We start from the raw sequence: 26,151 nt of genomic DNA on the forward strand, positions 1-26,151 counted from the left end.
TTCCTTTCAACTTAGTAAATTACATCTAATTTTTATTTCGCCTTTTTAAAATACTAATGAATACAAATCCACCATATGTAACAAAACACGAAAAACCAATTATCCCAGGTACAGAGACATAGCCTGTTCGTACATAACTTATAACTGCAAAGCTAGTAATTAACATTAAAATAGATGGCCAAAATATTAGAGCCGTTTTTCTTCGTCTCTGTTTCGATGTACGTTCTTTCTCTTCAGAAACACGTGTACCAAAAAGCGATACAATACAAATAAGAATCGCTGCAAAGTAAATGGTATCTAATGACAAATTGTGATCATATAGTGCGATTCCAACTTCAAGAGCAATAATCGTTACAATTAAAATAATAATTGTTGAAGTCTTTAAGTTTCGTTTCAATCGCTCACTCCTAGCATGCTTTCACTATATGCTTTGTATATGTATTTCAAAGCTGTTGTAATTGTTTCATCAACCTCTATATTATGAACTCGCTCGGGTAAATCTTTTCCCCCAATTACATAAAGAAACGGGAATTCGTTAAACATTCCCATTATACCAATATTTATTATAGCTGTAGACAATCCACCTGTCATATGAGCTAAATGATAATACGGTATACTTTCATAATCCCCTTGTTGTCTTACCATTCCATTAATAATTGGTTCCCATACTGCTGGTTCTACTTTATAGTCTTGAAAAATATGTACTAAAAGCGAAAGAACTTGATTTAATTCTCCAACATTTTTCTCATCTCTAGCATTCTCTTGTATATAAATATTTGAAAAATACGTTTGGGCATTTATTTTCACAGCATCCTATCCACCGCAGTGCTTTACAACCGAGTGAGCAATATAACTGTCGTGACAAGCTATCATCACTTCTACTGCTTTACTAAGTGTTAAAGTACTTCTTCCTTGTAGATGCGGATATAACTGTGCACTATCTTCATGTGGATGAAATTTAATGTGATGAAGTATATCATTCCAATTACGTTTATTTTCCTTCACCATTTGTGCTGCTACAAATCCAATTACTACTTTTGCTGCCGATGCTAATGGAATATATAATTCACTATTATATGAAGTAATTATACATTCGTTTTTTGTAGAATAAATAGCTACTCCTACATGACCAACTTGTATCTCTTTCATTTTTTGAATGACAGTTTCCATTTCCATTCCTCTTTTCATATCGTTATATCACCTTCTAATAATTCAATATGGAATATAAATAACCTTTTTTTGACAGGTTATATTTGTAATGACAATTAGAAAAAGGTAGCATGAATTACTCCTTGCTACCTAAAACGTTCATTTTCACGAAAGACTTTTATTCTTCTATAGGATTTTCAGGCCCGTTAAGCTCCAATTGATAAAAGGCTAAATTCAGCCATCTATTAAACTTATAACCAGCTTTTTGTATTGTTCCGGCATGAACAAATCCATAATTTTGATGCAAGGCTATACTTTTCTCGTTTTCCGCATCGATTCCAGCAATTAAGGTCATATATTCTCTTTCTTTTGCGGTTGCGATTAATTCTTCCATCAAAGAGGAGCCAATTCCATTTTTTCTATATTCCTTATCAACATACACAGAATGTTCAATTGAATATTTGTAAGCAGGCCACGCTCTAAATGAGCCGAATGTCGCAAATCCTACTACTTTATTATCTAGTTCGTATACGAAAATTGGATAGCCATCAGCCTTTTTTTGTTCATACCAATCTATTCTATTTTCAAGGGTTACAGGTTTATATGCATATACAGCTGTTGTATAAAGTATCGCATCATTATAAATGTCTAAAATATATGCTACATCTCTTTTCGTTGCTTCCCTGATCATCGTTTTCTTCCTTCCCTAATGCTTATCTTCTTTCACTATATTTTTAATAATATTATTTTACCGAAATTTCTGTTTTATTTCCACATACGAATACTTGCTTTTCGGAAACCATCAAATATATTAATCGCAGCGGACAACGTATAAATGATAATTCCACCGCCAACTAACCACGTTTTAAATCCTTCTGGGGAAATAGTAAACACATTTGCCAAATACGTAATAAATCCTTCGTTAAATATATGTGGATTTACTACAATTACAATGAATACTATCGTTCCGACTACTTGAAGAATACCATTTCCGATTGCCAATCTTTTCGTCCATTGTCCTTGTACTAACTTATAAAGAGATATAGCTACTTCAAAAACGATCATAACCAAAATAATCGGCCAATATTGAAGTAAAACATCTTGATTAAACGTTGGCGCGATAAACTTCAGTCCGTTTTCCGTACCATTATATACGCCTACAAGATGGTTTGCATAAAAGTAAAGGGTAGCCCATATTGCTGTCCACATTAAACCTCCAAAAACTTCAAACTTTGAGATTGCCTTTTTCTTCGGGATATACGAGATATTTTTCAAATCATCTGGCGTCCATTTTTTAAAACTTGTTGTTAATGGGTGTGGATCCTTTTCTTTATCAGTTCTTTCTAAAACAGCAAATACAAGTGTCAACCAGAAAAACACATGGAGGCCTACTTCAACAATTTCCCCAATGCCTTTACCTATCAATTTTAAAATAACATCTAATACTGCTTGATTACCAGTATAGCCTATAAAATTTTCTGCAACCATTGCAATGAGTGCGATAACAGCTGCAATTGGTATAATCATTTTTAATAACGTCGTATATACATCAAAATAACGTGGTCCAATTAAATGCATCGGTCTATCCAAATACCCATTAGCCAATGAAACCGGACTTCCCAATTTTTCGAGAACGCTCTTCACATCATCCTCATTATAATCGTCTGGTAACATATCCTCTATTGTCGACCGTAGCTCAAGCGTAATATCTTCACGATTTTTTTCAGGTAATCTCTTCGCCACTTCTTGGACGTACATATCAATCAAACTCATTCTCGTCCTCCTCCTTTAATAGGTTATAAAGCTCTTTCGAATCCTTTATCCACTCCTTTTTCAATTGTAAAAATATCTCTAGTCCATATTCACTTAAAACATAATACTTACGAGGTCTACTCTCCGTTTTATCCCAACTACTCGTAACTAGTTTCTGCTTTTCTAATCGACGAAGTAGTGGATATAAAGTACTTTGATCAATTGTAATCCCTGATTGCTCCAATAATTGGACAAGTGAATATCCATACTGCGGCGTTCTTAATTGGCTTAAAACCGCTAATGTCAATGTCCCTCTTCTTAACTCAGTAATTAATGAATTTAATAAAGTATCCATTCACCCACCTCATTTTTATTACTATATGTCATACAGTATGTGTTTTATACTATGTATCGTACAGTATTCGTGTGACAAAAACAATCATCATTTACCAAAAAACGGATAAAAAAAGCACAAACTATACGATTTGTGCTTTTCTAGCTAACTTATATATTTATAACACGCTTAACTTTGTACCTCTGGTAATATAAACTCTCCTTTTTCTTTAGGAAATGGGATAACCCCTACAATCGACTCAACATTGATTACTCCATATACATGCGGGTATTCTTGACCATTTGAAGCAAGTTTATATTTTATTTCTGCTTTTACCAAGGATGGATTTATTGTAAGTAATAAAACCTCTTCTTCATGAAAGAAATGTTTTTCTGCAACCTTTAAAGCTTGTTCAAATAATGAACAATGAATAAACCCCTCTTTTATAAGTGACTCTTCATGAATTTCTCCAGTTGTTTTTGCGATTTCCCATTTTCTTTTTGTTATTACTTTTGTAATCATAGCTTTTCCCCTTTTTTAATATATGTAATGCTATAATAACACTAAAACTTCCAACAAATGATTAGTTGATTGGAGAATCTTAATGGATAAAAAATTAGAAGAGATCATTGTAAAATCATTTTTTACTAAGCGCCTTCAAAATAGAGTACTATTTGAGCTTTCTTCTTCAAAAAAACGTAAAGATGCGATCGGTCGACTTTGCCATAATTACAGAACTACGTTACGTGAAGAATATATGATTGAAATTCCTAAGCCTAATTCTTGTCCAATTGATATAGGAGATCTGTTAAAAAAACATGGGGCTGTTGATTCTTGTTACGCCATATCATAGGACACAAAAATCGATGGAAAAACACTCCCTTTGCTGGACGCATTAGAGGCTGCTGTTGGAATGGGAATGCCTTCTATTCTATACTCAATTACAAATCAAGTTGCGTATTTTGAAGCAGAACAAGAAACACTTCCATCACCAAGATTTATACTTACACGCACATATTAATGCATATAACTCCATTGCACTTTTTTTACTTTATTATATTATTTAAATAACTGCTCAGGTCGTTAATTCATCTAGCTTTTAAATATAAAAAAAGGATTTTCATATCCTACTAGAAAATCCTCTTTTTACATTTATTTTAATCCTTTAATTAAAGGCGACGCTTCACCGCTATGGAAAATCCATAAATCATGCAGTGATCTCGTACATGCGACATACAGTAACTTCGCATCATGCTTTGTATTTTTATAATGTTCTTCATCAACATCTATTAGAATTACAGCGTCAAATTCTAAACCTTTCGCTAAATATACAGGTACTACTGAAATACCACCTTCATATTTACTTTGATTTGCTTCAATGACATTTACCGTCAATCCTGCATTCGTTAATTTCTCATACATACCATGGCATTCATCATCTGTTCTACCTATTACCGCAATTGTTTTCACATCTTCATTTTGCAAATACTTTATTGTCTTCAAAACTTCAGTGAATTGATCTTCTGCATGGATTACTTTTACGTCTTCACCGCTACGGAAAACTGGTGTTGCGAGCCCCACTGGTATTTCTGCATTTTTAATTATTTCATTTGCGAATTCAATAATTTCTTTTGTAGAACGATAACTTCTAGTCAATTCAAAATAACCTGTTTCTTGGAATACTTCCTTAAATGTGTTCCAATCTTCAATTCCTTGGTAATCATAAATCGCTTGCGATAAATCACCTAATATAGTGAAAGAATTACCTAGTGTAATTTCTTTTAATACATACACTTGAAATGGCGAAAAATCTTGCGCTTCATCAATAACGACATGATGAAACTTCTGACCGATTTCAATACCTGTTATGCGATGATGGATGTAAATTAAGGCAGGTAAATCTTCTACATGCACTTCTTTTTTACGACAACTCTTTTCTGTTTCTTTAACAAGTTCTTCAGGTAAAACTTCGAGTATTTCTTTACTTTTCAATATTGAACTATACAGTGAAAGAGCACTCATTTTTGGCCAAAACTTCATATATGTGTTCAATCTCTTAGTCGCTTCTTTTTTGAACAATTTTTTCTCGTTCGTTTCCCCAAACTTTTTAAGTTCAATTTCAATCCAGCGCTTCATGCGGCCTACTAAATGTTCTCTTCTTTTCTTTAGTGGATAATGTTTATATTCAACTTGCATCCATTTTTTAATGTCTTCCACTGGAATAATCGCTTTATCCCACGCCTCAAAATCGTTTGTCGGAACTAAGTCATTTTCAAATTGAATCATTCTCTCTTCAATAAACGCCTTAAATTCCAGTGTACCCTTTAATTTACCGAGCATTATCTTACTTTCATCACGATTAATTGAAAATGCTTCTTTCAATTTCTCTTCTGTTTGCTTTAGTTTTACTGAATCATCTAACGTACGCAATGCCCAATCTGGAAACGTTGTTTGACTAATATTCCCTACCCCTAATTCAGGCAGTACACTCGAAATATAATCTAAAAACAAGCTGTTCGGAGCAAATACAATCATTCTTTCTGCCTCTAACTGTTCACGGTATTCATAAATTAAAAAAGCAAGGCGATGTAAAGCGATTGTTGTCTTTCCACTCCCTGCAACCCCTTGAATAAGTAATGGTAAATTTCTTTCCGTTCGAATAATATCATTTTGTTCCGATTGAATCGTTGAAACAATATCCTTTAGTTTATTATCTTTATTCTCACCTAATCGATATAGAAGAAAATCATCGGCATGCGATACATCTTCATTTCCTTTCACATATGTATCAACAACACGTTCAAGTTCTCTTTTACGAATGGAAATATTTCGTTTTAAATACACATCACCTTCAACTAACCCATCTGGTGATTGATAAAACGCTAGTTCTTCTCCACCGGTAAATGAATAAAACATACTTGCGACAGGCGCTCGCCAATCGATAACAATTGGTTTCATCGTGTCCTTATCTGAAACACCTACTTTACCGATATAAATCGGCATAACTTGTTCTTTTCCATCCTCTTGAAAGTCTAGTCTTCCAAAATACGGCTCTTCCACACCGATACGTAAGTTCTGTCTATTTGACTCCCTCATGCTTTCAAGAATTTGCTCTTTAAAATCTTCTCCATAATAAACCGGGATTTTTTCAAGCTGTTCTAATTGATTATCCATCGTTTGTAAAGTATCCCTCATTTTTTGTAACTCATCTTCAAATATGTTGCTCATTTCGACGATTCCCTCCTGTCCGTTCTAATTTTTCAGTCGAAATACAATTGTATTAAAAATCCATTCGCAAAGTCAATAGTTCTAGTGAGAATTTTCTAAAACATAAAAGAGTTGCGATTAATCCCTACTCTGCTTTGCTTTAATTCGATATAACATATTTAAAACATTCTTTATTAATTTGAAAAGTTCAATTAAAAGAAACAATAAAAAGCAGATAATGAATTATTTCATTACCTGCTTTCCGATTTTATATAGTTACTTTTATTATACTTTTTGATATAAAAGCCAATCCCCAGAATCAATCACTTTCTTTAACATCTTTTTATCCTGAGCAATATACACATACGCATGTATTTCCATATCAGTAACATACACTGTTTGCGTTATTCGGTCATATAAATCAGTCTCTGCATTACCTGTATATTCTTCTAGTTCATCTAACTTATGCAAAACATCATCATTTACTTCATAAACTTCCCCATACACCTTTACTTCATTAGAACAAATCATGGCCGGATATCCTTCGTTTGTATCAAATAATTTCCCATACGTCCATGCTCCGTCTGCGATGCATGTTGCACCTTGCATATAATGAGCATTCGTTTGCCCTCTTCTTAACGTGCCATAAACGAAAACATGATACATAAATCCCTATCCCCTTTATATGTCTCTACTTTCTTATTTGTAAATAAGCACGGATCATAAAGTAACTCACTTCATTTGGAAGCTGTTCTTTAATAGATTTCAAACCACCTTCTGCATTTTGTACAGCAGTTTCTATAAGAGATTCATACTCTTTTGGTACAAAACTTTGCCAATCTACTTCCATCCCATCCTCAAAAGAGCGAATTAAATGGTTTTCAATTGTTTGTCTTGATAGATCACGTTCTTTTGCAATCTCATTTAGGTCAATTCCTTGTTTATACATTTCATACGTTTCCAAATGAGAATTCGCTGAAGCTTTTCCTGATTTTTTACGCTCAGAAACAACTTCTGTCTTAATTGTTTCTGCATAGTTTGGATTTTCATCAATAAAATGCTGAACTGCTTGTAAGAAGTGCGAGCCATACTTCACAAGTTTGTGTTCTCCAATACCTTTTACTGTTAACAGTTCGGAATCATTTCGCGGCATTTTTGCACACATATCTTTTAATGTTTGGTCAGAGAAAATAACGAACGGAGGTACACCTTCTCCTTGTGCGATTTCTTTACGTACTTCACGCAACACTTCAAATAAAGGATGATCTTGGACGATTTGTCTCGTCTCTACTCGTTCTTTTCGTAGAACATTCTCATTACCAAGTAATACTTCTTTCCCTTTTCCCGTTACTTTCAATGTCGGATACGTACCATGTTCAACTGCAATTAACTCATCTGAAATTAAAAACTCTATAAAGTCACTCACTTCTTTTACACTACGGTTTGATAAAAGGCCATACGTTGGTAAAGTATGAAAATTAAATTCAATAACTTTCTTATTTTTCGATCCAGTTAATACTTGTGCAATCATTTGTTTTCCAAATCGTTGGTTCGTTCTAATCATACAGGATAAAACCATTTGTGATTCTCTCGTCACATCGATGCTCTCACGGTCGTCCGTACAATTACCGCAGCGTCCACAATCTTCTTTCGGTTCTTCTCCAAAGTATTGCAAAATGAATGATTGTAAACATTGTTCTGTATGACAGTAATCAGTCATATTTTGCAATTTTTCAAGTTCATTCGAAAAACGTGATTCTCCTGTTGATTGATCAATTAAAAAGCGTTGTACTTGCACATCTTGAGAAGAATATAACAAAATACATTCACTATCTAATCCGTCACGACCAGCACGTCCTGCTTCTTGATAGTAACTTTCCATATTTTTTGGCAGCTGATAATGAATAACGTAACGAATATTCGATTTATCAATACCCATTCCGAATGCAGATGTCGCTATCATTACACTTACTTCATCTCGTAAAAAGAGTTCTTGTTGCTCATTTCGCTCATGATCACTCATACCAGCGTGATATTTTGATACCGAAACTCCCGCTTTCATTAAATCTTCATACAACTGATCAACTACTTTTCTAGTAGCTGCATATATAATCCCTGATTCCTTTTGATTTTGACGAATATAATCCGCTAAATAAGCATTACGATCCTGTCCTTTAATGACAGAAAATGATAAGTTCTCACGCTCAAAAGTTGTCATAATTGTATTTTCTTGATTAATTTCAAGCGTTTTGCAAATATCATCACGTACTTGCGGAGTTGCTGTCGCTGTTAACGCTAATACGAGCGGTTTTTCTGGGAGATAATCTAGTATACGATGTATATGTAAATAACTTGGACGGAAATCATGTCCCCACTGCGAAATACAGTGCGCCTCATCAATCGCAATCATCGGGATTTTCATATCGATAAGTTGATCAACAAACTCCATTGAATCAAGACGCTCAGGAGCGACATAAAGTAACTTATAATGCCCTTGTTTCGCTAATTGAATTCTATGATTAGCTTCTGTCATTGAAATAGAACTATTAATATATGTAGCGGATATACCGTTTTGTATTAGTGTATCTACTTGGTCTTTCATAAGTGAAATCAAAGGTGATATTACTAACGTCGTTCCTTCGAATACTAATGCGGGAATTTGATAACAAATTGACTTACCTCCGCCCGTAGGCATAATGCAAACTGTATCTTTCCCCTCTAATACATTTTTAATTGTTTCATCTTGCCCTCTTCGGAATGACGAATAACCGAAATAAGACGCTAAAAGTTCTTGTGCTTTTGTAAACAAAAAAGATTCACCTGCTTTTCTTTATCTTTCATCTACTTCTATTATATCATCACTTATGCGACTTGAAAGCGATGAATAAATGCTTATTGTTTTTTCATTATTCTATATTTCTCCTCGTATTTAATATTAATTAGCATCGGTGTTTTGTATGTTTCACAACATTTAAAACATACATCCATTACACATGAAGAAAGCATTTCAATTTAAATATTCATTTTATTGCCCTTTCTTGAATACTACTAATCGTATACATATAAATGCAGGAGGTTACTATATGAAGCATCGTAATATGGGTTCCACCAAGGCAAAAACGAAAACAAAACAACTCCAATTCTCTAATAATGATGCGTGGAAATATGAATCATACTATAAATACCAGCCATTATTCTCTTATAAAAAGATTTTTAATTTTCTTTCTCAACTTTTTAGACGTTAATATATGCGTAAAAATATATCATTCACAGAAGGTTTCTCAATATGAAACGTATAGACTTACTACAATTCAGTTGTTATCCTATATAATAATCAGTTAGATAAACCCCTTAAATTGACCTGCTCATAATAGCAGGTCTTTTTCATGATTACATATTTCTGTGCACTTCAATTTCACTTCCAAGTCTTTTCTCCATTTTATAACCAGATTTAAATCTCAACAATTCATGATAATCATAAAAAGTAAAATATAAATTGTTCACATGTAATTATGCAATTCTTTTTTCTCAATACACAAAACGCATTTTACTTGTTACTATAAAAGTACTCCAGATGAGTTTTTGCTCATCTACATTATCTAGTTAATGGGGCCTGCCGCGGGAAGCAGGTCCCTTTGACTTTATTAAAGTTCCATTTTCATTTGGACACATTTACCAGGTTTTTTTTAAAGAATTTTATGATAATATTACGTAGTCGAGTCCGACATCTCGGCAATACCCTTTAGAGGATCTGCAACTTCCCTTGCAGAGCCTCTTTTACTTTATATTCAATTTATTTATATATATCACAATATCATTCATTGAATTTCTCCATTTCAAATTACCTGAAAATTATCTAGGACACGTAACTAAAAATAAATCTTTATCATACTTTGAGTTATACATGTTCAAAGGAGTGTTACTTTTTATGTATTCTTATTGGCAATCGTATTACTCCCCCTATCATAACCTTTATGTAAACTATGATTTATCCGTACGTAACTACCGAATAAGTAAAAACGAGAATTTTTTAAAAGGATATATGCGTTCTTTATGGGAACAACACGTCGCTTGGACGAGATTGGCTATTATAAGTATTGTCTTTAATTTACCCGATGTTAACGTTACTGTTGGACGGCTTCTACAAAACGCAACACATATGGGACTATCACTTGAGCCCTTCTATGGCGAGGATGCAGTAAAGAAATATAGTGCATTAATTAAAGATCATTTAGTAATTGCAGCCGATCTTGTGAAAGCCGCAAAAGCTGGTGATCAAAATGCAGCTGCCGCTATAGAGAAGAAATGGTACGCTAATGGTGATGAAATTATTGAATTTCTTCACAGTATCAATCCACATATAGATAAAGAGGAATTTAGAAAAATGTTTTATGAACATTTAGCACTAACGAAAGCAGAAGCGCTTGCCTTCCTAAATAAAGATTATGAAGCAGGGGTAAAACTTTACGATAAAATTGAAAAAGAAGCATTAGAAATGGCCGACATGATAACAAACGCAATCGTAAAACAATTCCCGCAAGTATTTCAATAAACTGAGACGTTAACCAGTGGTGGGTTTGTACATCCCCACCGATTACTAACCCAGACCAATCAGGGTTTCACGAACATTTTATCTCCCGCCTAACTTCTCTACTTAAGCTGAATTTCGAGGTGTGATTCTTACTTCTCGTCAATGCGGGATAAAAATAAGCATAAGCCGATTTCAAAAAAAAATCGGCTTATTTAGCTTTCTCTCAATGTTATTTCGCCTCTCCTCTTTACATTTAACGTATATCGATATATTTTATTTATATCCGTTTTTTATAGGAGGAAATAGTTTGATTAACGCCATTGGTCTCGTATTTATACTCACAAATAAACACGAGAAAAAGAAGAAAGTGTATTTGAATGAAAAATTTGCATTAATAGACATTATTGATTCTAAAGAGGTAATTGATGATGAAGGTAACTCATTAGTAGAACTCACTTGTAAATACAGTATATATTTAGATGAAAAATACTACTGTAAATCTATCGATGATTATACTGGACAAGTATTCCCCTTTTTAAGCGCTAAAATAGGAAAAGGACTTCTTAGAAATTTAAATTATTACTTTTCTTACGTTGATGCCTATGATAAAAAACCACCTGTTAAAGAAATAAGACCGCTTATGAAACAAGTAACGAACAGATAACAATAATCATTCAAAAAAGAAAACATCTAACTTCTGATGTTTTCTTTTTTGAATCAACAACTTGTTGCCTTCTATCCTCTTCTAAATGTATGTATCCAGGCATACTTTAAATTAAAAACATTGGAGGATTAGACTGAATGAAATACTCAGAAACAATTGTTAGTAAAAGACTTCGAACACTAAAAATGTCTAGTATGTTTATCATGCTAGTTTTAATCGCCTGGCTTGGATATACAAAATTACTTTATGAAAATGGATTTCTTCAAGAAAAAAAGAATTCAGTAGAAGTAATGAATACTAGCATTACAGGAGAAATTGAACAGATTTTCCATGTGAATTTACAAGGTTATCGTAAAACAAACATTGATGCCGTTATAGCTGAAAGTAAAACCGACCCGAGCGAACTATCCTTACTTGAGCTCGTTAATACATCTTGTTCACGAGATTGCATAAGTGAACCAATAACATACGTAAACGCAAACAATGGCTATATTTTTTATAAAGAATCTGGCGGAACTAATGTAGCTATAAAAATTAAAAAGCGAGATACATGGGAAATTGAAAAAAAATTAGTTCAAGATGGAATATAAACTCATAAAATAAAAGAGTACGTAAAGTACTCTTTTATTATTAATACCCTTCCTGTTTACAATGGCATTTCGGTTTCTCTTTACAATGACATTTTTCGCAATCACACTTCGGCTTTTCCTTGCAACGACACTCGTCACAATCACATTTCGGTTTCTCTTTGCAGCAACATTCGTCACAGTCCCTGCGTTTACATCTACATCTTCCAAACATTAAATCATCCCAAAATGAACGTCCACAATGACAATGATTCCCCATGAATATGCTTCCTCCTCAATAGAATTCATCATATTCTATGTTTAAGAGTAGAAAAAGGCTTGTTTACTAGTCTATTTTCTACTTTTAAACAATAGTTTTTTAAGTATTACACTTTCTTAAAAATTTTCTATTAAATATTCGTAGGAAATATTGCAAATAAAAAAGCCCAATGCTTGGGCTTTACATTCATGTATATTTTCTTACTTCTCGTTCATAATAATAGGTAACTACTACGTTAACTAAATATGAAACACCACTACTATAGTTCCTTTACCTCCGCCACAGCTCCTTTCAACCTCTGCAGCATATACCCGATCCCTTTACATCCTTCTAACGGATATGTAATGATTTCTTCTGGATATAACTTTGTGACTACTTTTTTATGCTTCTTTCCCGCAAGCAAAACAATTTCGTCAAACTGTATTAAACCTTTATCAATCATCTGTTTTTGTAGTTGCTCTATACTAATAACTTCATCACTCTTCGAATCAAATGCAAGATCATAGTTTTCTTGTACAATATCATTCGGCTTTAAAAATCCATGCTTTGCTGATAAAATAACCCAATCATCAAAAAACTCAGTTGCGTACGCCTGACATGCTTTCCCGAAAGGACTAATATATACATTCTTCGCCTCAGTAGGTCCATAATCTACATACTTATCCCAGATTTTCTTCTTTCCACATGGGATTATACATAATCTTTTCATCTATATTTTTTACCTCTTTTCTTCCTTATGTTAAATCAATTATTTCATACATTTCCCTCGCAAAATACTATATAATAATTCCAAACGTCACAATTGAATATTTTACCATATTTATATCGATTTCCACTCATATTTCACTTCTTTTCAGAAGCATAGTCCAATTTTTTTCGTTCTACATCTACGTAGTACACTGCACTCTTTACAAATATAATACTACTTCATAAACATTTTGTGAGCTTAATCTTTAAAACGAATCATAAAAATTTTAATATATGAATATATTTATTTTATTGTTTTTTTAAAGGAGGTGAACAATAATGAAAAATATTATCCCTGCACTATTCGTCTATTTTATCGTTTGTGTTATTGTTATGATTGTTCCAGCATCTGAAGGCTATAATTCTATTAGTTGGAAGTTGTTTGTTGGGCAAGCGTACGCAATACCCATTTTCCTCATTACTGCTGTTATTACATTTTATATAAACAGGAAAAAGTCTTACGAATAAAGTGAAACTTTAATCCGTGAGGGTTTTCTTCATCCCCCACGGATTATTGGCCTTCACCAATCGGGCTCTTACGGACAGTTGATCCCTCACCTAACTTCTTTACTTTCGCTGAACTTTGAGGTAATGCTCTTACTGTCCGTTAATGCGGAATAAACAGTTATAAGGATAGCTAATGCTGTCCTTATTTTCATACCAGTATCCTATGTAACAAATAAAAAAGACAAGTAGCCATCCGACTACTTGTCTTTTTTGTTAATCAGTACTGAATAGTATTAAGCTTGGAATGCTTCAGTTAATACTGGTACGATTTGTTTTTTACGAGATACAACACCTTTTAATGTAGCTGTATTGTTTTCTAGAGATACGTTGTATGCTTTCTCAACAACGTTTGCTGCTTTACCGATCGCAAGACCGACAGAATCGTTAGTTAAGATATCAGTTACAACGAATAAGAATAGGTCTAAACCTTTTTCTTCTACTACTGCAGAGATAACTTTTTCAAGTTCCGCTTGGTGTACAAGAACGTCGTTAGTATCAACAGCGTTTACTTGTGCAATTTCAACTTTCGCGTTAGCCATTTGGAATTCTTTAGCATCAAGAGAGATTAATTGCTCCATTGTTTTTCCGCTTAAGTCAGCACCAGCTTTTAACATTTCTAAGCCATAGCTATCTGCATCTACACCAGCAATTTCCGCTAATTCACGAGCTGCTGCTACGTCTTGTTCTGTGCAAGTTGGAGATTTGAATAATAAAGAATCTGAAATGATTGCAGATAACATTAAACCTGCAACTTCTTTACGAATTGTAACGCCATTTTCTTTGTACATTTTGTTTAAGATTGTAGCTGTACATCCAACTGGCTCACAACGGTAGTAAATAGGATCGCTTGTTTCAAAGTTAGCAATACGGTGATGATCGATTACTTCTAACACACGAACAGATTCGATATCGTTAGCACTTTGTTGACGCTCGTTATGGTCAACTAAAATAACGTTGTCCACTTCGCTCGCAACTGTCTCAACAAAACGCGGTCCTTCTACTTTAAAATAGTCTAACGCAAATTGAGTTTCACCGCTGATTTCGCCTAAACGTACAGGCTCAGCATTCATTCCTAATTCTTTTTTCAATTCTGCATAAGCAATTGCAGAACAAATTGCATCTGTATCTGGGTTTTTATGCCCGAAAACTAGTACTTTTTCCATGTTTTCCACCTCTTCATGAAAAGGATATCTTAAAGAAGCAAATATGACAATATTTAAAGCCGAATTTTTTATAAATAATTGTACTTTCCTCTATATTTTTCATAAAAAAGATCATCTAAAATGAATTAGATGATCAAAATGTATATTTAATTTAAAATAGTGTAGGAACTTGCACTGCATTGTTAAATGCAAAATTGGAATTTAAACCATTATTCACAAGGTTCACATCAATAACTTGATAAAATGCATTTCCAGTGTCCGCAATCTCCCAAACAGCTAAAAGAAGATGGTAGCCACTACGATCAGTTGGTACATTTGCTTCATGCGTTACTGTTGTCCCCGGTCTAACTCCGCCATCATTTTTCACATAGAACGGCACTATATCTAAACTAGACCTTGTTAAAGGCATATTTGGATTCCAATCCTTCTTTGTAATGTAGTATTTCCATTCTTTCGTACTATGAGGAGCCGTTAGTTTCCACTTGAATGTATTCGTCCCGCCGTTTAACGTAATTTTCTTCCACCTATCCACTGATTGAGCGTCTAAAGCAGGAAAATGACCAGCACCTGCAATTTGTCCATCAGAAGGTCCTAATTGCGGAAAGCCGCCTATTCCTTCTACACTTTGCGGTTCATATTGAACTGGACCGCAATTTACATTTACCCCTTGCTTACATAAATAAGATCGGCTCGCTGGTGATTCTACATACCCATGAGCTGAAGCCTTTTCTGAAAACCCAAATGTTAATAATCCCGTAAGTAATATCCCACCACTTAACATAACCTTTTTCATCTTTTGTAAACTTGTCTTTTTCATTCTTTCATCCCCTTCCCAAAAATGAAACGAAAATAACTATAGTTGCCTAGTCATCTTCTCTACATCCATTATAAGTGGAAGAGCATTACGAAAAGAACCCTCTAAAAACTTTCTCAAATTCGTTTAACTACAACAATATCAATTCTTCACGCATTTTAATTACCAGTTATCACATCTATTATTTATTTTGTCGTTTTATTGTTAACTACTTACAATTATATAACACAGTGTAACGTTGAAAAAAGTTTGATTACATTAACTCTATAAACCTAGATAAAATAATAAATAGAAAAAGTGGGTTTTGAAAAAGATTGATTATTACTTGATCCTTGTGCCATTAAAGCGTGCAATTACGAATTTGGCAAAGGTAGTCTAGTTATCAAATAGCCCTCTCCCTCTCAGATTTGCGGAAACTGGCTCCTTTCCTATCTCACGTGCCCATATAGACAACTGGCCGATATGATGGATTTCGTGGACAATGACATGACGTATTAACTCTCCGTGTGTACATTCAATGACTCGGCGCCTAATTGGTGCGTCTCTTGAGCTAATCGGCTCTTCCTTGAAGTCAGCTTTTGAAAGTTTCTGAGAATCCATTTCATTTGTCCAAGAAGTCACAAACGGCTTCACTTTCTCGTGGTATTGAGCTGAAAGATTTTTCACTTTTTGTAAGCTGGCATACTCTTCAAACACTGGTTCCTCAGGGACTGATTCACCGCGCAACCCTAAGATCCACATATATTCCACATCTACAATATGAAATAGGGTATGTAGTATACTGCCGAACCCACCGACCCGTTTCTTTACTAGTTCTTCAGCCGATATGTCTTCGCACCATGTAAACCAATCATCACGAACTTGCCAGTTATATTGAAACAGTTTCAACATCACAGCAACCCCCATCTTTTAGATTAACATTTACTATTCACCAAATGGCTTCAAAATCCCTATTTTAATACTACCTCTTAAAAACCTGTTAAACTCTTATATAAACTGGACTTCAAATTGAACGTTCAATTTGAAGTTAAAGAATGAAAAGAAAAAACTAAATCATTTTATAATAAATAACCGTTGCATCTAACTCACCATCCGGAGAAATTGCATACCCTGGTATTTTACCGGATTCTTGAAAGCCTAATGACTTGTACAATCTATTGGAAGGGTCTCCTTCTCTAGTATCTAATACTAAAAGAGATCTGTTTTCTAGTTTCGCTCTTTCCTCTGCTTTTTGCATAAGTGAACGTCCAATACCGTTACGTCTAAAATTCGGATGAGTCATTAACTTGCAAATCTCAGCTCTATGGGTCCCGTTAGGCTTTGTAACTAAATGTAATTGAACACTTCCTGCCACTTCATTGTTTATTTTAGCAACATACAATATTACTTCTGGTGCTAATACCGCTTGCCAATAATTTGTTGCTTCTTTTTGTTCCAGTGGAGGTAAAAAACCAATTGATGCCCCATCATCTACAACCGTTGTCAAAAGTTTAGAAAGATCTTCAATCTCATTTTCTAGTTGCTTCATTTCTTCAATTACTAAATTTCGCATTACTTTTCCCCCTTTTGTTTTCATTTTAACAATTTTTATAGCAGGAATAATTAAATATTAAGATGAAATTGATTAAGATACGATTTTTTAGAGAAAGGATCACTATATGAAATATATATTAGACAGGAAATACGTAAGAAAATTACTGGATTGGGCATATGAACAAAACCCAGGTCCTTGGTTCGAACATTCAATTCATGTTGCCAATGCAACTGAAAAAATAATTGTAGAACTTATAAAAAACGGGTATGACTTAGATGTTGATATAGCATACAATGCCGCTCTCCTGCATGATATAGGAAGATATAAAGGTTTTACTAAATCTGTTATTCATTCCTATGATGGTTACATGTATATGAATGATTTAGGGTATACAGGAAACGCCGTTATATGTGTGACGCATTCATTTCCTTGCAAAAATGAGCATATAGATATCGCAGCAGAGTGGAGCCTTGTTCCTGATTATATGAAAAGCCGGTTAATTGAAATATTGAATGAACATAGTGACTATGACTTATACAATAAAGTAATTACTCTTTGCGACGCTCTCGCTGATGCAGATGGTTTTACTACGCTTGAAAGAAGATTGGTTTCTGTTGGTTTACGTCATGGCACAACCTCTCATACTTCTTTACATTGGAAAGGATTCTATACAATTAAGAATGAATTAGAATCTTTAATTGGGAAGAGCATATACACCCTTCTCCCTGATGTAGAGAAATCAATTTATAAGAATACAGAATATTAAAACAATCATAACTTAAAAACGATACAATTTGTAAGTATGCTTCTAAAAAACTCATTTAAAAGTGGAGGGATTACTTATTAGTAAAATAGGATTTGACTTAATAAATCATGAAGGTAACTTAAATATTGGATATGAAGATATAGTTGATATCTCTAGGAAATGTAAATTTTCTAACTGTTCACATACAAATGAACCACAATGCGCGGTTAAAAAAGCCATGTCTGATGGAATTCTTTCTGAAGAAATATTTAAAAATTATTATAGACATTTAAACGAGGCACAATATGTTTCTAAGCAAAGAAATAAAACAAAAGCTATCGACTATATGAAGCAATTGAAACTTTTTCAAAAAAATTAGGATAAACTAGAAAACCCTCCTTAAAATAATATTTTAAGGAGGGTTTTCTAGTTTAATGACTTTGATTTTTTAATTCCACCATACACTCTTGTACTAAAGTTACTGCTTGACTCATTGCAGCTCCGCCAGCAAACGCGGTCGAAACACCACAAGCTTCTAAAATTTCTTTATCAGAACATCCTTGGTCAATACATCCCTTTGTATGATAAATCGTACAATATTCGTCTTGTGTTGCTAAACTAATCCCTAATGCAATAAGCTGTTTTTCTCTTTTAGTTAATGCACCCTCCTGAAAACACGCTTGTGTAAAAGCGTTATAGGTTTCTGCAATTTCAGGAATTTGTTGTGTGAAATTCCCAATACCTTCTTTGTAATGAAGTAATACATCATTTATAGAGCCAAATTGTTGATTTTCCATCGTATATCCTCCATTCATTTTATTTACACTTACTTTAGTATGAGATAAAATGAATGATATATACAAATACTCACTTTAAAAATAGAAAGAATTTTCAGTTTATTAAACTTTTAAATTTACACGTTTACAGTTTCAGCCCATCATCCACCGACATTTTTTCTTTAGAACTTTTCCTTTCTCCCTCTTTACTTCGCTCTTCCCAAATCGTTAAACCTTCCATTCCTACTTTTTTAGGATCAAATACTGGATCTTTCCCTTCTTTTTTCTGCGCCTCATAATCTTTTAACACTTTTAATGCGGTTTTGCTTAATAATAGGATTGCAATAAGGTTTAACCATGCCATACTACCGATTCCTAAATCTCCAAGATTCCATAAAAGTGAAGCTGATTCTACGCTACCGATGTATACCATAATTAAAAATCCAATTTTTAAAACTGGTTTTAACCATCCATATTTCAATCCACGATCTAAATAAGTGAAAGTCGTTTCTGCGATATAGTAATAAGCAAGCAAAGTTGTAAATGCGAAGAAGAAGATTGCGATTGAAATAAATATTGGACCAAATCCAGTCATAACAGTTTCAACTGCTTGTTGTGTATAAATAGGACCTGCTTCTACATTGCCTATATTTTGTACAATTGCACTTTTCCCTTCAGGTATAACATTGTACATACCTGTTATTAATATCATAAGCGCTGTCGCTGTACAAACTACAATCGTATCGATATATACAGAAAACGCTTGAACTAACCCTTGTTTTGCAGGATGCGATACTTCTGCAGCAGCCGAACTATATGTTGCCTCTCCAACACCTGCAACGTTTGAAAACACCGCTCGCTTTACACCCCATGCAATTGCTGCACCAACGATCCCGCCAAACATTTCATTTACACCAAATGCACTTGAGAAAATTAAAGCAAACATACTTGGAATTTCTGTTACATTTGCAATTAAAATGATGCATGTAACAATTACATAGCCAATTGCCATAAAAGGTACTAACATTTGTGACACACCAGCAATTCTTTTTACTCCCCCAAAAATAATCGCTGCTAGTAACACAACTAAAAATATACCTGTTACATATTTACTAATACCGTTAGAGTTTTCAAATCCAACAGCGATACTACTCGATTGAATACCTGGTAATAAAACGCCGTATGAAAGTGTTACAACTACCGCTACAATGACTGCAAACCATTTCATTTTTAAACCTTTCTCAATGAAATATGGTGTACCGCCACGATATTCATTTCCTACTTTACTTTTATATACTTGAGATAATGTTGATTCAACAAATGCGCTAGCGGCTCCTAAAAGTGCCATCACCCACATCCAAAATACAGCGCCCGGTCCCCCAAAAGCTATTGCTGTTGCTACCCCTGCGATATTACCTATTCCAACCCTTCCTGATAGAGCCAAACAAAATGCTTGGAAGGATGATATTCCAGTCTCTGAACTTTTCCCTTCAAAAAGTAGCTTAATCATCTCTTTAAAATAACGAATCTGTAAAAAACGAGTCGCAATGGTAAAATACACTCCTGCTCCTAATGCGAAAACAACTAAACCTATACTCCATACTTGCCCCACTAACCACTCTACTAACTTTTCCATCCAAATCCCCCTTATCATTCTTTTGAAAAAGTAATATTTTATATAAGAAAACGGACAACCTTTATCCCACATTCCAGTTGTCCGCTTCTCATACTATTTCATCATTCTTTTATCTCACTATTAATCGTCTGCAAGACTCTCACAAACTAGTTTTTCACTTAATATTAACCCAAACACTCTTCACTTCTGTATAATTATCAAGCGCATAGGAACCTAGTTCGCGCCCAATACCAGATTGCTTATATCCACCAAATGGTGCAGCTGCATTTTCTAAGTTATAATCATTAATCCATACTGTTCCTGCCTTTAATTTATTGGCAACTTGATGTCCTGTTTTAATATTTTGTGTCCATACGCCTGCTGCAAGTCCATATGAAGAGTGATTTGCCCTTTCGATTACCTCTTCTGTTGAATCGAATGGAAGTACAACGACAACTGGTCCAAAGATTTCTTCCTTAACAATTGTCATATCATCAGTAGCATTTGTGAATACGGTTGGCTGAACAAAATAGCCTTTTTCAAATGCACGTTCACCACCAGCTGCAACAGTAGCACCTTCCTTCTTTCCTTGTTCAATATAATGCAGCACACGCTCTTGTTGTTTTTTAGATACGAGTGGCCCCATTTCTGTATCTGTTTCCATCCCAGCTCCAAGTTTAATATTATTTGCCCTTTTTACTAACTCTTCTACTACCGTTTCATAATGCTTCCGATGAACGAATACGCGGGATCCCGCACTACAATTTTGGCCATGATTATACATAATCCCTTGGAATGCACCATTAATCGCTTCTTCTAAATCAGCATCTTCTAAAACGATATTTGGTGACTTACCACCAAGCTCTAACGTTACATGTTTAATTGTTTCTGCAGATTGACGCATAATATATTTTCCCGTAACAGTAGATCCTGTAAAAGCAACTTTATTAATATCATGATGATTTACTATCGCAGCTCCTGCTTCAGGGCCGAAACCTGGTACAAAGTTTACAACACCGTTTGGAAAACCAGCTTCTTTAAAAAATTTTGCTGTATATAGCAACGATAAAGGTGTTTGTTCTGCAGGTTTTAATACAATCGTACAACCAGTTGCAAGTGCAGCTCCCATTTTCCAAGAAGACATAACGAGCGGAAAATTCCACGGAATAATTTGACCTACAACACCAACTGGTTCATGGCGTGTGTAATTTAAGTAATCTTTTGAAATCGGAATTGTTTGTCCGATAATTTTTGTAGCCCAACCTGCATAATAACGGTAGTTTTCAACCGTCGCTGCAATATCATCTTCAAGTGCTACTTGATATGGTTTTCCATTATCTAATGCTTCTAGCTGTGCTAATTCTTCTTTATGTTCTTCAATTAAATCCGCTAGTTTATATATAAGATGTGCTCTTTCAGCAGTAGTCATTTCTGTCCAAGGGCCTGATTCAAAGGCCAATCTCGCAGCTTTTACTGCGACATCAATATCTTCTTCTTGTGCTTCACATACGACAGCTAGAACATCCTCTGTTGCTGGATTATATGTTTCAAACGTCTTCCCGCTAATAGAAGGAACAAATTCACCATTAATAAACATTTTAATCTCTTCATTTAAAAACGCTTTCACTTTTGGTTTTAGCTCAATGTTTGTCGTTAACATATATACACGCCTCCCTATTTAAACAGCTGCATGAGCTGCGATTTCGGATAATATCGTTTGAAGCTTTTGATCTTCTACTTCAGTTAATCCTAATCTCGGATAACGAGAAGGTCCTCCAACTTGCCCGTGTAATTCCATTGACCGTTTAACAATTTGTACATATTTCCCTGATCCTTCAAGAAATTCACAAAGCGGTAAAATCGCATCGTTTATCTCCCATGCTTTTTCTAATTCACCATTTTGAAAATGCTCATACATTTTCGTAACGAGTCCTGGTACGATATTTCCTGCAACTGAAACCCATCCCGAGGCACCAACTAAATAAGACTCCATAACTAAATCTTCAGATCCGCAGAAAACTTGAAAAGCACCTTCGCCTTGTCTTACTAAATCTCTTGCTTTACGAATATCTCCACTAGACTCTTTAATATGTGTAACATTTTCACACTCTTTTCCAATTCGAAGCATTAGCTCTGTACTCATATCAACACCAGAAGTAAATGGATTATTGTATAACATAATTGGTATATTTACAGCGTGTGAGATTTCTTTAAAATGAAAATAAATTTCCTCTTCCTTTGGTTTACAATAGTAAGAGTTTATAATTAATGCGCAATCCGCTCCGTGTGCTTCTGCATGTTTCGTATATTCAATCGTTTCTTTCGTCGTTTCTGCTGCAGTTCCAACAATGACTGGAATACGGCCATCGACTTCTTTTAATACTGTTTCTACCATGTTAAATCGTTCTTCTTTTGATAAACTAACAAACTCCCCTGTACTTCCATTAATAATAATTCCAGCTACCTTTTGCTCAATAAAGTAGTTTACGTTTTGTTTTACACCTTTCCAATCAATCTCTTGAAATTCATCCATTGGTGTTATTAATACTGGAAATGCTCCTTTAATTTTTTGCATATTTATCTCTCCCTTTAACATTTTATTTTAATAAAAAACCTGTTGGAAATGGATCAGTAGGGTCTAATAGAAACGTCTGCATCCCTGTAATAAAACCCCTACTCTCAAAACGGAAAATATATCCTAGTTCTTCTTTCTTCACTTTTTCTACTGTTATAAAGCTATTAAATATGCTTTCATTTTTAAAAGATTTATCCGTTATATACTCATTATTAAATAACGCATGTACATAGGACACAATAGTAGAAACAAAGCCCGGAGAACGGACAATAAAGTTATCTTCATGAAATGTAATCGACTTTATATGTTTCTCTTCTGTTTGCGAAGAATCTACTAAAATAAGTCTTTTTATAAGCGACTGTTTTTGTATCGCTTGAAGTGTAGCTTCTCCCCATTTCTTTAATTCAGAGATATTTTCAATACAAATTTTTGGTGGATACGTATCCTTTTCTACAATTGCATATACTTTATCAGCCTGTATAAGAGAGTAACGTATATTACCAATCTTCAAATCTTTCTCAACCATATAACATAGTTTACTTTCAAACGACACCGATATCACTTCATCATCCACTACATAGGCATGAACTGAAAATATTCCAGATAGCGTTTCAATTTTGTATTGATTAGACTCTTTCTTTTTTAAATATCCACTTTCTAGTAACATCGTTATTACTGCGACAATACCTCCATAATGAAGAGGAATGGTTCCTTCATGATTAAAAAATAACACAGCTGCATCAACTTCCTTATGAATAGAAGGAACGACAATACATCCATTTAACCCAATAAAGCCACGTGGTTCATTTAATAAAAGCTGCATTTCTTCTGCTAATTCGCCTGAAAATTGTTCATTTAAATGTTCTAAACTGTAGTAGTATTTGCATGGTACGTCCTTTATTACACGAAACGCTTCGCCAGCTACGTGCACATCTACTGCTGTATACATTTTTTGAATGTTCATTTTACATCCTCCGTTTCATGTTCCATCGGCGGAATTAGCAAAAAGCCTTCTTTCAGTGGATCCTTTTCATTGTAGAAAAATCTATGCATCCCCATAAGCCAAGCTGAGCCGGTAATCTTTGTTACTACCGCTTCAATATTTTCTACATATGTTGTATTCATGACACACCCTTTAAATAGTGAACCTACAATACTCTCATGAACAAATTCTTCATCGATGTCGATTTTTTTATGAGCGTATAATACAGCTAACTTCGCTGATGTTCCTGTACCACATGGAGATCGATCAATTCCTCCTGGCGGAACAACAACTGTATTTTTCACATGCGCACTTTTATGAGTAGGACATGTATAAAATTCAACATGTGTTAATCCTTTTATAAACGAATACTCTGGATGAATAATTTCAAACTTCTCATTTATTGAGTTTCGAATATGAATCGCCTTATCAATAATTATGGATGCATTTTCTGGTACTAACTCTAAACCAACTGACTTCGCATCGATAATGGCATAAAAATTTCCTCCATACGCAATATCAGCCTCTACAGTTCCAATTCCTTCGACTTGTACAGTAATATTTTTCAGTAAAAAAGCTGGTATGTTACAGAATGAAACTTCTTTCGCCTTTCCATTTTGAACAGTAATATCCACTTCAACTAAGCCGGCTGGTGTATCAAGCTTTAAAGAAGTAATCGGTTCAACTATTGGAATTAAACCTGATTCAATTAAAGCTGTACACACACCAATTGTATCGTGACCACACATCGGTAAATATCCACCTGTCTCTATGTATATAACGCCTATATCAGCTTCAGGATGACATGGATCTGTTAACAATGCTCCAGACATTACATCATGACCACGCGGCTCATTCATTAACAATTTGCGAATCCAGTCATATTCCTTTTTCATATGTAACATCTTCTCTGCCATCGTCTCTCCAATTAGCTTAGGAAGGCCGCTAATTAATGTCCTCGTTGGATTCCCGCCCGTATGTGTATCAATCGTCGTAAAGACTTTTTGTGACCTCATCCGTTTAACACCCTTTCTGTAAAACGACTCAAACGAAGTGGTTCAATAGGAATAATTGTTTCTTTTTCATTTAATAACTCTTCAATCACTTTCCCAGTAACTGCCGCAAGACTAATTCCATCACCTTCATGTCCAGCTGCAATATAATAATTTGGAATATGATCCACTCGTGAAATAATTGGCAAATGATCTTCTGTCCACGGACGTAAGCCGGCATATGAACGAATCACCATCATATCTGCCATTTTCGGATAAAAACGAATTGCTCTGTTCGCAATGCATTTAATAACCTCGTTGTTAATTCTCGTATGAAATCCTACAAACTCTCGACTACTACCAATTAAAAAATTTTGGCTTTCTGTCGGTTCAAATACAAGAGCTACCCCGTATTTTTCAGTTAAAGCATCCACTTTTCGTTTTCCGCCAAATTTAGAAATTAAATAACCAAATTCCATTACTTTACGGCAACCTACATGTTGTTGCCTTGAGGCTACAATAATATGCCCTTTTCTCGGTTCGATTGGAATATTTACATCTAACATCTGCCCGATTTTAGGAGCCCACACACCGGCTGCGTTCACAATTTGCTTCGCAGTAAACGTCCCATTTGTCGTTTCTACAATAAAGGAGCCGTCTATATCTCTTTTCATTTCTTTTACTTCTGTATGATTAATCGCTTTCGCACCCATTTTTTTCGACTCTGCTAGAAGTGAAAATGCAAGGAGATATGGATTTACAGTAGAATCAGTTGCGCATTCTAAACCACCCAATAAATCATCCGCAAAAAATGGTGATTCCTCTCTTATGTCTTGCCTATCAAGCATTCGAAACGGTAACCCAGCATCTTTTTGACGATTCACCCATTGCTGCGCTGCCTCCATCTCTTCGTCTGATTCACAGACTAGAATACTTCCTGGCGCCCTATATTCAAATGAGTGCTCCAACTCCTCACTTAAATCTGTTACTAATTTTTGACTTACTAATGACATTTGACTATCAAACCCTGGGTCTTTATCAATCGCCAAAATGTTTCCGTCACATCGTGAAGACGTCCCACTGACAAACTCACCTTTTTCAATGATTGTTACGTCTCTTCCGTATTTTGAAGTGTAATATGCAATAGAACATCCTATAATTCCACCACCTATTATTAAAACGTCACAGTGCCTCACAAAACACCCCTCCTTTCACTTA

General features: G+C 34.5%; 30 protein-coding genes and 1 pseudogene. 9 read left to right on the forward strand and 22 right to left on the reverse strand.

The window, feature by feature from the left end:
• Nucleotides 1–25: 25 nt before the first annotated feature.
• The 6 genes and pseudogenes from MHH42_RS13940 to MHH42_RS13965 form a co-directional block, all read right to left on the reverse strand.
• A complete protein-coding gene (locus tag MHH42_RS13940; protein ID WP_097837808.1) occupies nucleotides 26–397 on the reverse strand; it encodes a hypothetical protein in 372 nt (123 codons plus the stop codon).
• A pseudogene (locus MHH42_RS13945) lies at nucleotides 394–1,170 on the reverse strand (serine hydrolase). Before MHH42_RS13945 ends, MHH42_RS13940 begins: the two are co-directional and overlap by 4 nt.
• Before the next feature lie 157 nt (nucleotides 1,171–1,327).
• Entirely contained in the window at nucleotides 1,328–1,840 is a 513-nt protein-coding gene (locus MHH42_RS13950; RefSeq protein ID WP_097837809.1) for a GNAT family N-acetyltransferase, read from the reverse strand.
• 74 nt (nucleotides 1,841–1,914) lie between these two features.
• Nucleotides 1,915–2,922 carry an HAAS signaling domain-containing protein gene (locus tag MHH42_RS13955; RefSeq protein ID WP_097837810.1) on the reverse strand — a complete coding sequence of 336 codons (1,008 nt, stop codon included), beginning with the start codon at nucleotides 2,920–2,922 and terminating at the stop codon, nucleotides 1,915–1,917.
• Nucleotides 2,909–3,256 (reverse strand): PadR family transcriptional regulator, encoded by a 348-nt coding sequence (locus tag MHH42_RS13960; RefSeq protein ID WP_000380297.1) that lies wholly within the window; start codon nucleotides 3,254–3,256, stop codon nucleotides 2,909–2,911. Before MHH42_RS13960 ends, MHH42_RS13955 begins: the two co-directional genes overlap by 14 nt.
• A gap of 168 nt (nucleotides 3,257–3,424) precedes the next feature.
• On the reverse strand, nucleotides 3,425–3,757 hold the full coding sequence (locus MHH42_RS13965) for a DUF952 domain-containing protein (RefSeq protein ID WP_097837811.1): 333 nt from the start codon (nucleotides 3,755–3,757) through the stop codon (nucleotides 3,425–3,427).
• A gap of 82 nt (nucleotides 3,758–3,839) precedes the next feature.
• Between MHH42_RS13965 and MHH42_RS13970 the strand changes: the two genes are divergently transcribed.
• Both MHH42_RS13970 and MHH42_RS13975 read left to right on the forward strand, forming a co-directional pair.
• The gene (locus MHH42_RS13970; protein WP_000358553.1) at nucleotides 3,840–4,088 is read left to right on the forward strand and encodes a hypothetical protein; all 249 of its coding nucleotides are present in this window, start codon (nucleotides 3,840–3,842) and stop codon (nucleotides 4,086–4,088) included.
• A 30-nt stretch (nucleotides 4,089–4,118) separates the two neighbouring features.
• Nucleotides 4,119–4,256, forward strand: a complete 138-nt coding sequence (locus MHH42_RS13975; protein WP_170959417.1) for a hypothetical protein — start codon at nucleotides 4,119–4,121, stop codon at nucleotides 4,254–4,256.
• Nucleotides 4,257–4,387: 131 nt separating this feature from the next.
• On the opposite strand, the gene MHH42_RS13980 is transcribed toward MHH42_RS13975, so the two are convergent.
• The 3 genes from MHH42_RS13980 to recQ form a co-directional block, all read right to left on the reverse strand.
• On the reverse strand, nucleotides 4,388–6,463 hold the full coding sequence (locus MHH42_RS13980; protein ID WP_340893492.1) for a HelD family protein: 2,076 nt from the start codon (nucleotides 6,461–6,463) through the stop codon (nucleotides 4,388–4,390).
• A 264-nt stretch (nucleotides 6,464–6,727) separates the two neighbouring features.
• Entirely contained in the window at nucleotides 6,728–7,108 is a 381-nt protein-coding gene (locus tag MHH42_RS13985) for a gamma-glutamylcyclotransferase family protein (RefSeq protein ID WP_097837813.1), read from the reverse strand.
• Nucleotides 7,109–7,133: 25 nt separating this feature from the next.
• Complete coding sequence (gene recQ, locus MHH42_RS13990) at nucleotides 7,134–9,251, reverse strand: DNA helicase RecQ (RefSeq protein WP_000494304.1); 2,118 nt, start codon at nucleotides 9,249–9,251, stop codon at nucleotides 7,134–7,136.
• Nucleotides 9,252–9,525: 274 nt separating this feature from the next.
• Between recQ and MHH42_RS13995 the strand changes: the two genes are divergently transcribed.
• The 4 genes from MHH42_RS13995 (at nucleotide 9,526) to MHH42_RS14010 (ending at nucleotide 12,227) form a co-directional block, all read left to right on the forward strand.
• Nucleotides 9,526–9,687 (forward strand): hypothetical protein, encoded by a 162-nt coding sequence (locus MHH42_RS13995; RefSeq protein WP_000682735.1) that lies wholly within the window; start codon nucleotides 9,526–9,528, stop codon nucleotides 9,685–9,687.
• 683 nt (nucleotides 9,688–10,370) lie between these two features.
• Nucleotides 10,371–10,994 carry a hypothetical protein gene (locus tag MHH42_RS14000; RefSeq protein WP_000287706.1) on the forward strand — a complete coding sequence of 208 codons (624 nt, stop codon included), beginning with the start codon at nucleotides 10,371–10,373 and terminating at the stop codon, nucleotides 10,992–10,994.
• Nucleotides 10,995–11,280: 286 nt separating this feature from the next.
• A complete protein-coding gene (locus MHH42_RS14005) occupies nucleotides 11,281–11,637 on the forward strand; it encodes a cytoplasmic protein (protein WP_097837814.1) in 357 nt (118 codons plus the stop codon).
• A gap of 137 nt (nucleotides 11,638–11,774) precedes the next feature.
• Nucleotides 11,775–12,227 (forward strand): hypothetical protein, encoded by a 453-nt coding sequence (locus tag MHH42_RS14010; protein ID WP_000877597.1) that lies wholly within the window; start codon nucleotides 11,775–11,777, stop codon nucleotides 12,225–12,227.
• Here the strand turns inward: MHH42_RS14010 and MHH42_RS14015 are convergent.
• Together MHH42_RS14015 and MHH42_RS14020 are read right to left on the reverse strand one after the other, a co-directional pair.
• Complete coding sequence (locus tag MHH42_RS14015; RefSeq protein WP_023440958.1) at nucleotides 12,207–12,434, reverse strand: hypothetical protein; 228 nt, start codon at nucleotides 12,432–12,434, stop codon at nucleotides 12,207–12,209. The two genes, MHH42_RS14010 and MHH42_RS14015, sit on opposite strands and share 21 nt — an antisense overlap.
• Before the next feature lie 308 nt (nucleotides 12,435–12,742).
• The gene (locus MHH42_RS14020) at nucleotides 12,743–13,192 is read right to left on the reverse strand and encodes a DUF6884 domain-containing protein (protein WP_000824892.1); all 450 of its coding nucleotides are present in this window, start codon (nucleotides 13,190–13,192) and stop codon (nucleotides 12,743–12,745) included.
• Between the two features lie 317 nt (nucleotides 13,193–13,509).
• Here MHH42_RS14020 and MHH42_RS14025 point away from each other — a divergent pair, with 317 nt between their 5' ends.
• Nucleotides 13,510–13,698: a DUF4017 family protein gene (locus MHH42_RS14025; protein WP_000789481.1), complete on the forward strand. Its 189-nt coding sequence runs from the start codon at nucleotides 13,510–13,512 to the stop codon at nucleotides 13,696–13,698.
• Nucleotides 13,699–13,970: 272 nt separating this feature from the next.
• Here MHH42_RS14025 and ppaC read toward each other — a convergent pair whose 3' ends face one another.
• The 4 genes from ppaC to MHH42_RS14045 form a co-directional block, all read right to left on the reverse strand.
• A complete protein-coding gene (gene ppaC, locus MHH42_RS14030; RefSeq protein ID WP_097837815.1) occupies nucleotides 13,971–14,900 on the reverse strand; it encodes a manganese-dependent inorganic pyrophosphatase in 930 nt (309 codons plus the stop codon).
• A 151-nt stretch (nucleotides 14,901–15,051) separates the two neighbouring features.
• Nucleotides 15,052–15,717, reverse strand: coding sequence for a lytic polysaccharide monooxygenase (locus tag MHH42_RS14035; protein ID WP_097837816.1), 666 nt, complete (start codon nucleotides 15,715–15,717; stop codon nucleotides 15,052–15,054).
• 372 nt (nucleotides 15,718–16,089) lie between these two features.
• Nucleotides 16,090–16,605, reverse strand: a complete 516-nt coding sequence (locus tag MHH42_RS14040; protein WP_340893494.1) for a DinB family protein — start codon at nucleotides 16,603–16,605, stop codon at nucleotides 16,090–16,092.
• A 157-nt stretch (nucleotides 16,606–16,762) separates the two neighbouring features.
• The gene (locus tag MHH42_RS14045) at nucleotides 16,763–17,266 is read right to left on the reverse strand and encodes a GNAT family N-acetyltransferase (protein ID WP_001245264.1); all 504 of its coding nucleotides are present in this window, start codon (nucleotides 17,264–17,266) and stop codon (nucleotides 16,763–16,765) included.
• A gap of 106 nt (nucleotides 17,267–17,372) precedes the next feature.
• On the opposite strand from MHH42_RS14045, the gene MHH42_RS14050 reads away from it, so the two are divergent.
• Nucleotides 17,373–18,014: an HD domain-containing protein gene (locus MHH42_RS14050; protein WP_016108575.1), complete on the forward strand. Its 642-nt coding sequence runs from the start codon at nucleotides 17,373–17,375 to the stop codon at nucleotides 18,012–18,014.
• Between the two features lie 61 nt (nucleotides 18,015–18,075).
• Nucleotides 18,076–18,372 carry a hypothetical protein gene (locus MHH42_RS14055; protein WP_000398687.1) on the forward strand — a complete coding sequence of 99 codons (297 nt, stop codon included), beginning with the start codon at nucleotides 18,076–18,078 and terminating at the stop codon, nucleotides 18,370–18,372.
• A gap of 52 nt (nucleotides 18,373–18,424) precedes the next feature.
• Here the strand turns inward: MHH42_RS14055 and MHH42_RS14060 are convergent, their stop codons facing one another.
• From MHH42_RS14060 to MHH42_RS14090, 7 genes are all read right to left on the reverse strand, one after another.
• A complete protein-coding gene (locus tag MHH42_RS14060; protein WP_000431413.1) occupies nucleotides 18,425–18,790 on the reverse strand; it encodes a carboxymuconolactone decarboxylase family protein in 366 nt (121 codons plus the stop codon).
• Between the two features lie 124 nt (nucleotides 18,791–18,914).
• The gene (locus tag MHH42_RS14065) at nucleotides 18,915–20,405 is read right to left on the reverse strand and encodes an alanine/glycine:cation symporter family protein (protein ID WP_340893496.1); all 1,491 of its coding nucleotides are present in this window, start codon (nucleotides 20,403–20,405) and stop codon (nucleotides 18,915–18,917) included.
• 154 nt (nucleotides 20,406–20,559) lie between these two features.
• On the reverse strand, nucleotides 20,560–22,044 hold the full coding sequence (locus MHH42_RS14070; protein WP_340893497.1) for an aldehyde dehydrogenase family protein: 1,485 nt from the start codon (nucleotides 22,042–22,044) through the stop codon (nucleotides 20,560–20,562).
• A gap of 18 nt (nucleotides 22,045–22,062) precedes the next feature.
• The gene (gene dapA, locus MHH42_RS14075) at nucleotides 22,063–22,959 is read right to left on the reverse strand and encodes a 4-hydroxy-tetrahydrodipicolinate synthase (RefSeq protein ID WP_001169442.1); all 897 of its coding nucleotides are present in this window, start codon (nucleotides 22,957–22,959) and stop codon (nucleotides 22,063–22,065) included.
• 22 nt (nucleotides 22,960–22,981) lie between these two features.
• Nucleotides 22,982–23,923 (reverse strand): proline racemase family protein, encoded by a 942-nt coding sequence (locus MHH42_RS14080; protein WP_097837818.1) that lies wholly within the window; start codon nucleotides 23,921–23,923, stop codon nucleotides 22,982–22,984.
• Entirely contained in the window at nucleotides 23,920–24,957 is a 1,038-nt protein-coding gene (locus tag MHH42_RS14085; protein WP_097837819.1) for a proline racemase family protein, read from the reverse strand. The genes MHH42_RS14080 and MHH42_RS14085 overlap by 4 nt, the downstream gene beginning before the upstream one ends.
• Nucleotides 24,954–26,129: an NAD(P)/FAD-dependent oxidoreductase gene (locus MHH42_RS14090; RefSeq protein WP_001215237.1), complete on the reverse strand. Its 1,176-nt coding sequence runs from the start codon at nucleotides 26,127–26,129 to the stop codon at nucleotides 24,954–24,956. The genes MHH42_RS14085 and MHH42_RS14090 overlap by 4 nt, the downstream gene beginning before the upstream one ends.
• Nucleotides 26,130–26,151 lie beyond the last annotated feature (22 nt).

This window comes from Bacillus sp. FSL L8-0099 (assembly GCF_038006385.1).
Lineage (GTDB): Bacteria > Bacillota > Bacilli > Bacillales > Bacillaceae_G > Bacillus_A > Bacillus_A toyonensis.

What these genes read in the sequence shown, in the direction of transcription:
- MHH42_RS14040 (WP_340893494.1), bottom strand. Translation starts at nt 16,605, where the DNA reads ATGTTGAAACTGTTTCAATATAACTGGCAAGTTCGTGATGATTGGTTT.
- MHH42_RS13950 (WP_097837809.1), bottom strand. Translation starts at nt 1,840, where the DNA reads ATGATCAGGGAAGCAACGAAAAGAGATGTAGCATATATTTTAGACATT.
- MHH42_RS14065 (WP_340893496.1), bottom strand. Translation starts at nt 20,405, where the DNA reads ATGGAAAAGTTAGTAGAGTGGTTAGTGGGGCAAGTATGGAGTATAGGT.
- MHH42_RS13965 (WP_097837811.1), bottom strand. Translation starts at nt 3,757, where the DNA reads ATGATTACAAAAGTAATAACAAAAAGAAAATGGGAAATCGCAAAAACA.
- dapA (WP_001169442.1), bottom strand. Translation starts at nt 22,959, where the DNA reads ATGCAAAAAATTAAAGGAGCATTTCCAGTATTAATAACACCAATGGAT.
- MHH42_RS14085 (WP_097837819.1), bottom strand. Translation starts at nt 24,957, where the DNA reads ATGAGGTCACAAAAAGTCTTTACGACGATTGATACACATACGGGCGGG.
- MHH42_RS14000 (WP_000287706.1), top strand. Translation starts at nt 10,371, where the DNA reads ATGTATTCTTATTGGCAATCGTATTACTCCCCCTATCATAACCTTTAT.
- MHH42_RS13970 (WP_000358553.1), top strand. Translation starts at nt 3,840, where the DNA reads ATGGATAAAAAATTAGAAGAGATCATTGTAAAATCATTTTTTACTAAG.
- MHH42_RS13960 (WP_000380297.1), bottom strand. Translation starts at nt 3,256, where the DNA reads ATGGATACTTTATTAAATTCATTAATTACTGAGTTAAGAAGAGGGACA.
- MHH42_RS14045 (WP_001245264.1), bottom strand. Translation starts at nt 17,266, where the DNA reads ATGCGAAATTTAGTAATTGAAGAAATGAAGCAACTAGAAAATGAGATT.
- MHH42_RS13955 (WP_097837810.1), bottom strand. Translation starts at nt 2,922, where the DNA reads ATGAGTTTGATTGATATGTACGTCCAAGAAGTGGCGAAGAGATTACCT.
- MHH42_RS14060 (WP_000431413.1), bottom strand. Translation starts at nt 18,790, where the DNA reads ATGGAAAATCAACAATTTGGCTCTATAAATGATGTATTACTTCATTAC.
- MHH42_RS14025 (WP_000789481.1), top strand. Translation starts at nt 13,510, where the DNA reads ATGAAAAATATTATCCCTGCACTATTCGTCTATTTTATCGTTTGTGTT.
- MHH42_RS14080 (WP_097837818.1), bottom strand. Translation starts at nt 23,923, where the DNA reads ATGAACATTCAAAAAATGTATACAGCAGTAGATGTGCACGTAGCTGGC.
- ppaC (WP_097837815.1), bottom strand. Translation starts at nt 14,900, where the DNA reads ATGGAAAAAGTACTAGTTTTCGGGCATAAAAACCCAGATACAGATGCA.
- MHH42_RS14050 (WP_016108575.1), top strand. Translation starts at nt 17,373, where the DNA reads ATGAAATATATATTAGACAGGAAATACGTAAGAAAATTACTGGATTGG.
- MHH42_RS14035 (WP_097837816.1), bottom strand. Translation starts at nt 15,717, where the DNA reads ATGAAAAAGACAAGTTTACAAAAGATGAAAAAGGTTATGTTAAGTGGT.
- MHH42_RS14010 (WP_000877597.1), top strand. Translation starts at nt 11,775, where the DNA reads ATGAAATACTCAGAAACAATTGTTAGTAAAAGACTTCGAACACTAAAA.
- MHH42_RS13995 (WP_000682735.1), top strand. Translation starts at nt 9,526, where the DNA reads ATGAAGCATCGTAATATGGGTTCCACCAAGGCAAAAACGAAAACAAAA.
- MHH42_RS14070 (WP_340893497.1), bottom strand. Translation starts at nt 22,044, where the DNA reads ATGTTAACGACAAACATTGAGCTAAAACCAAAAGTGAAAGCGTTTTTA.
- MHH42_RS14020 (WP_000824892.1), bottom strand. Translation starts at nt 13,192, where the DNA reads ATGAAAAGATTATGTATAATCCCATGTGGAAAGAAGAAAATCTGGGAT.
- MHH42_RS13980 (WP_340893492.1), bottom strand. Translation starts at nt 6,463, where the DNA reads ATGAGCAACATATTTGAAGATGAGTTACAAAAAATGAGGGATACTTTA.
- MHH42_RS13985 (WP_097837813.1), bottom strand. Translation starts at nt 7,108, where the DNA reads ATGTATCATGTTTTCGTTTATGGCACGTTAAGAAGAGGGCAAACGAAT.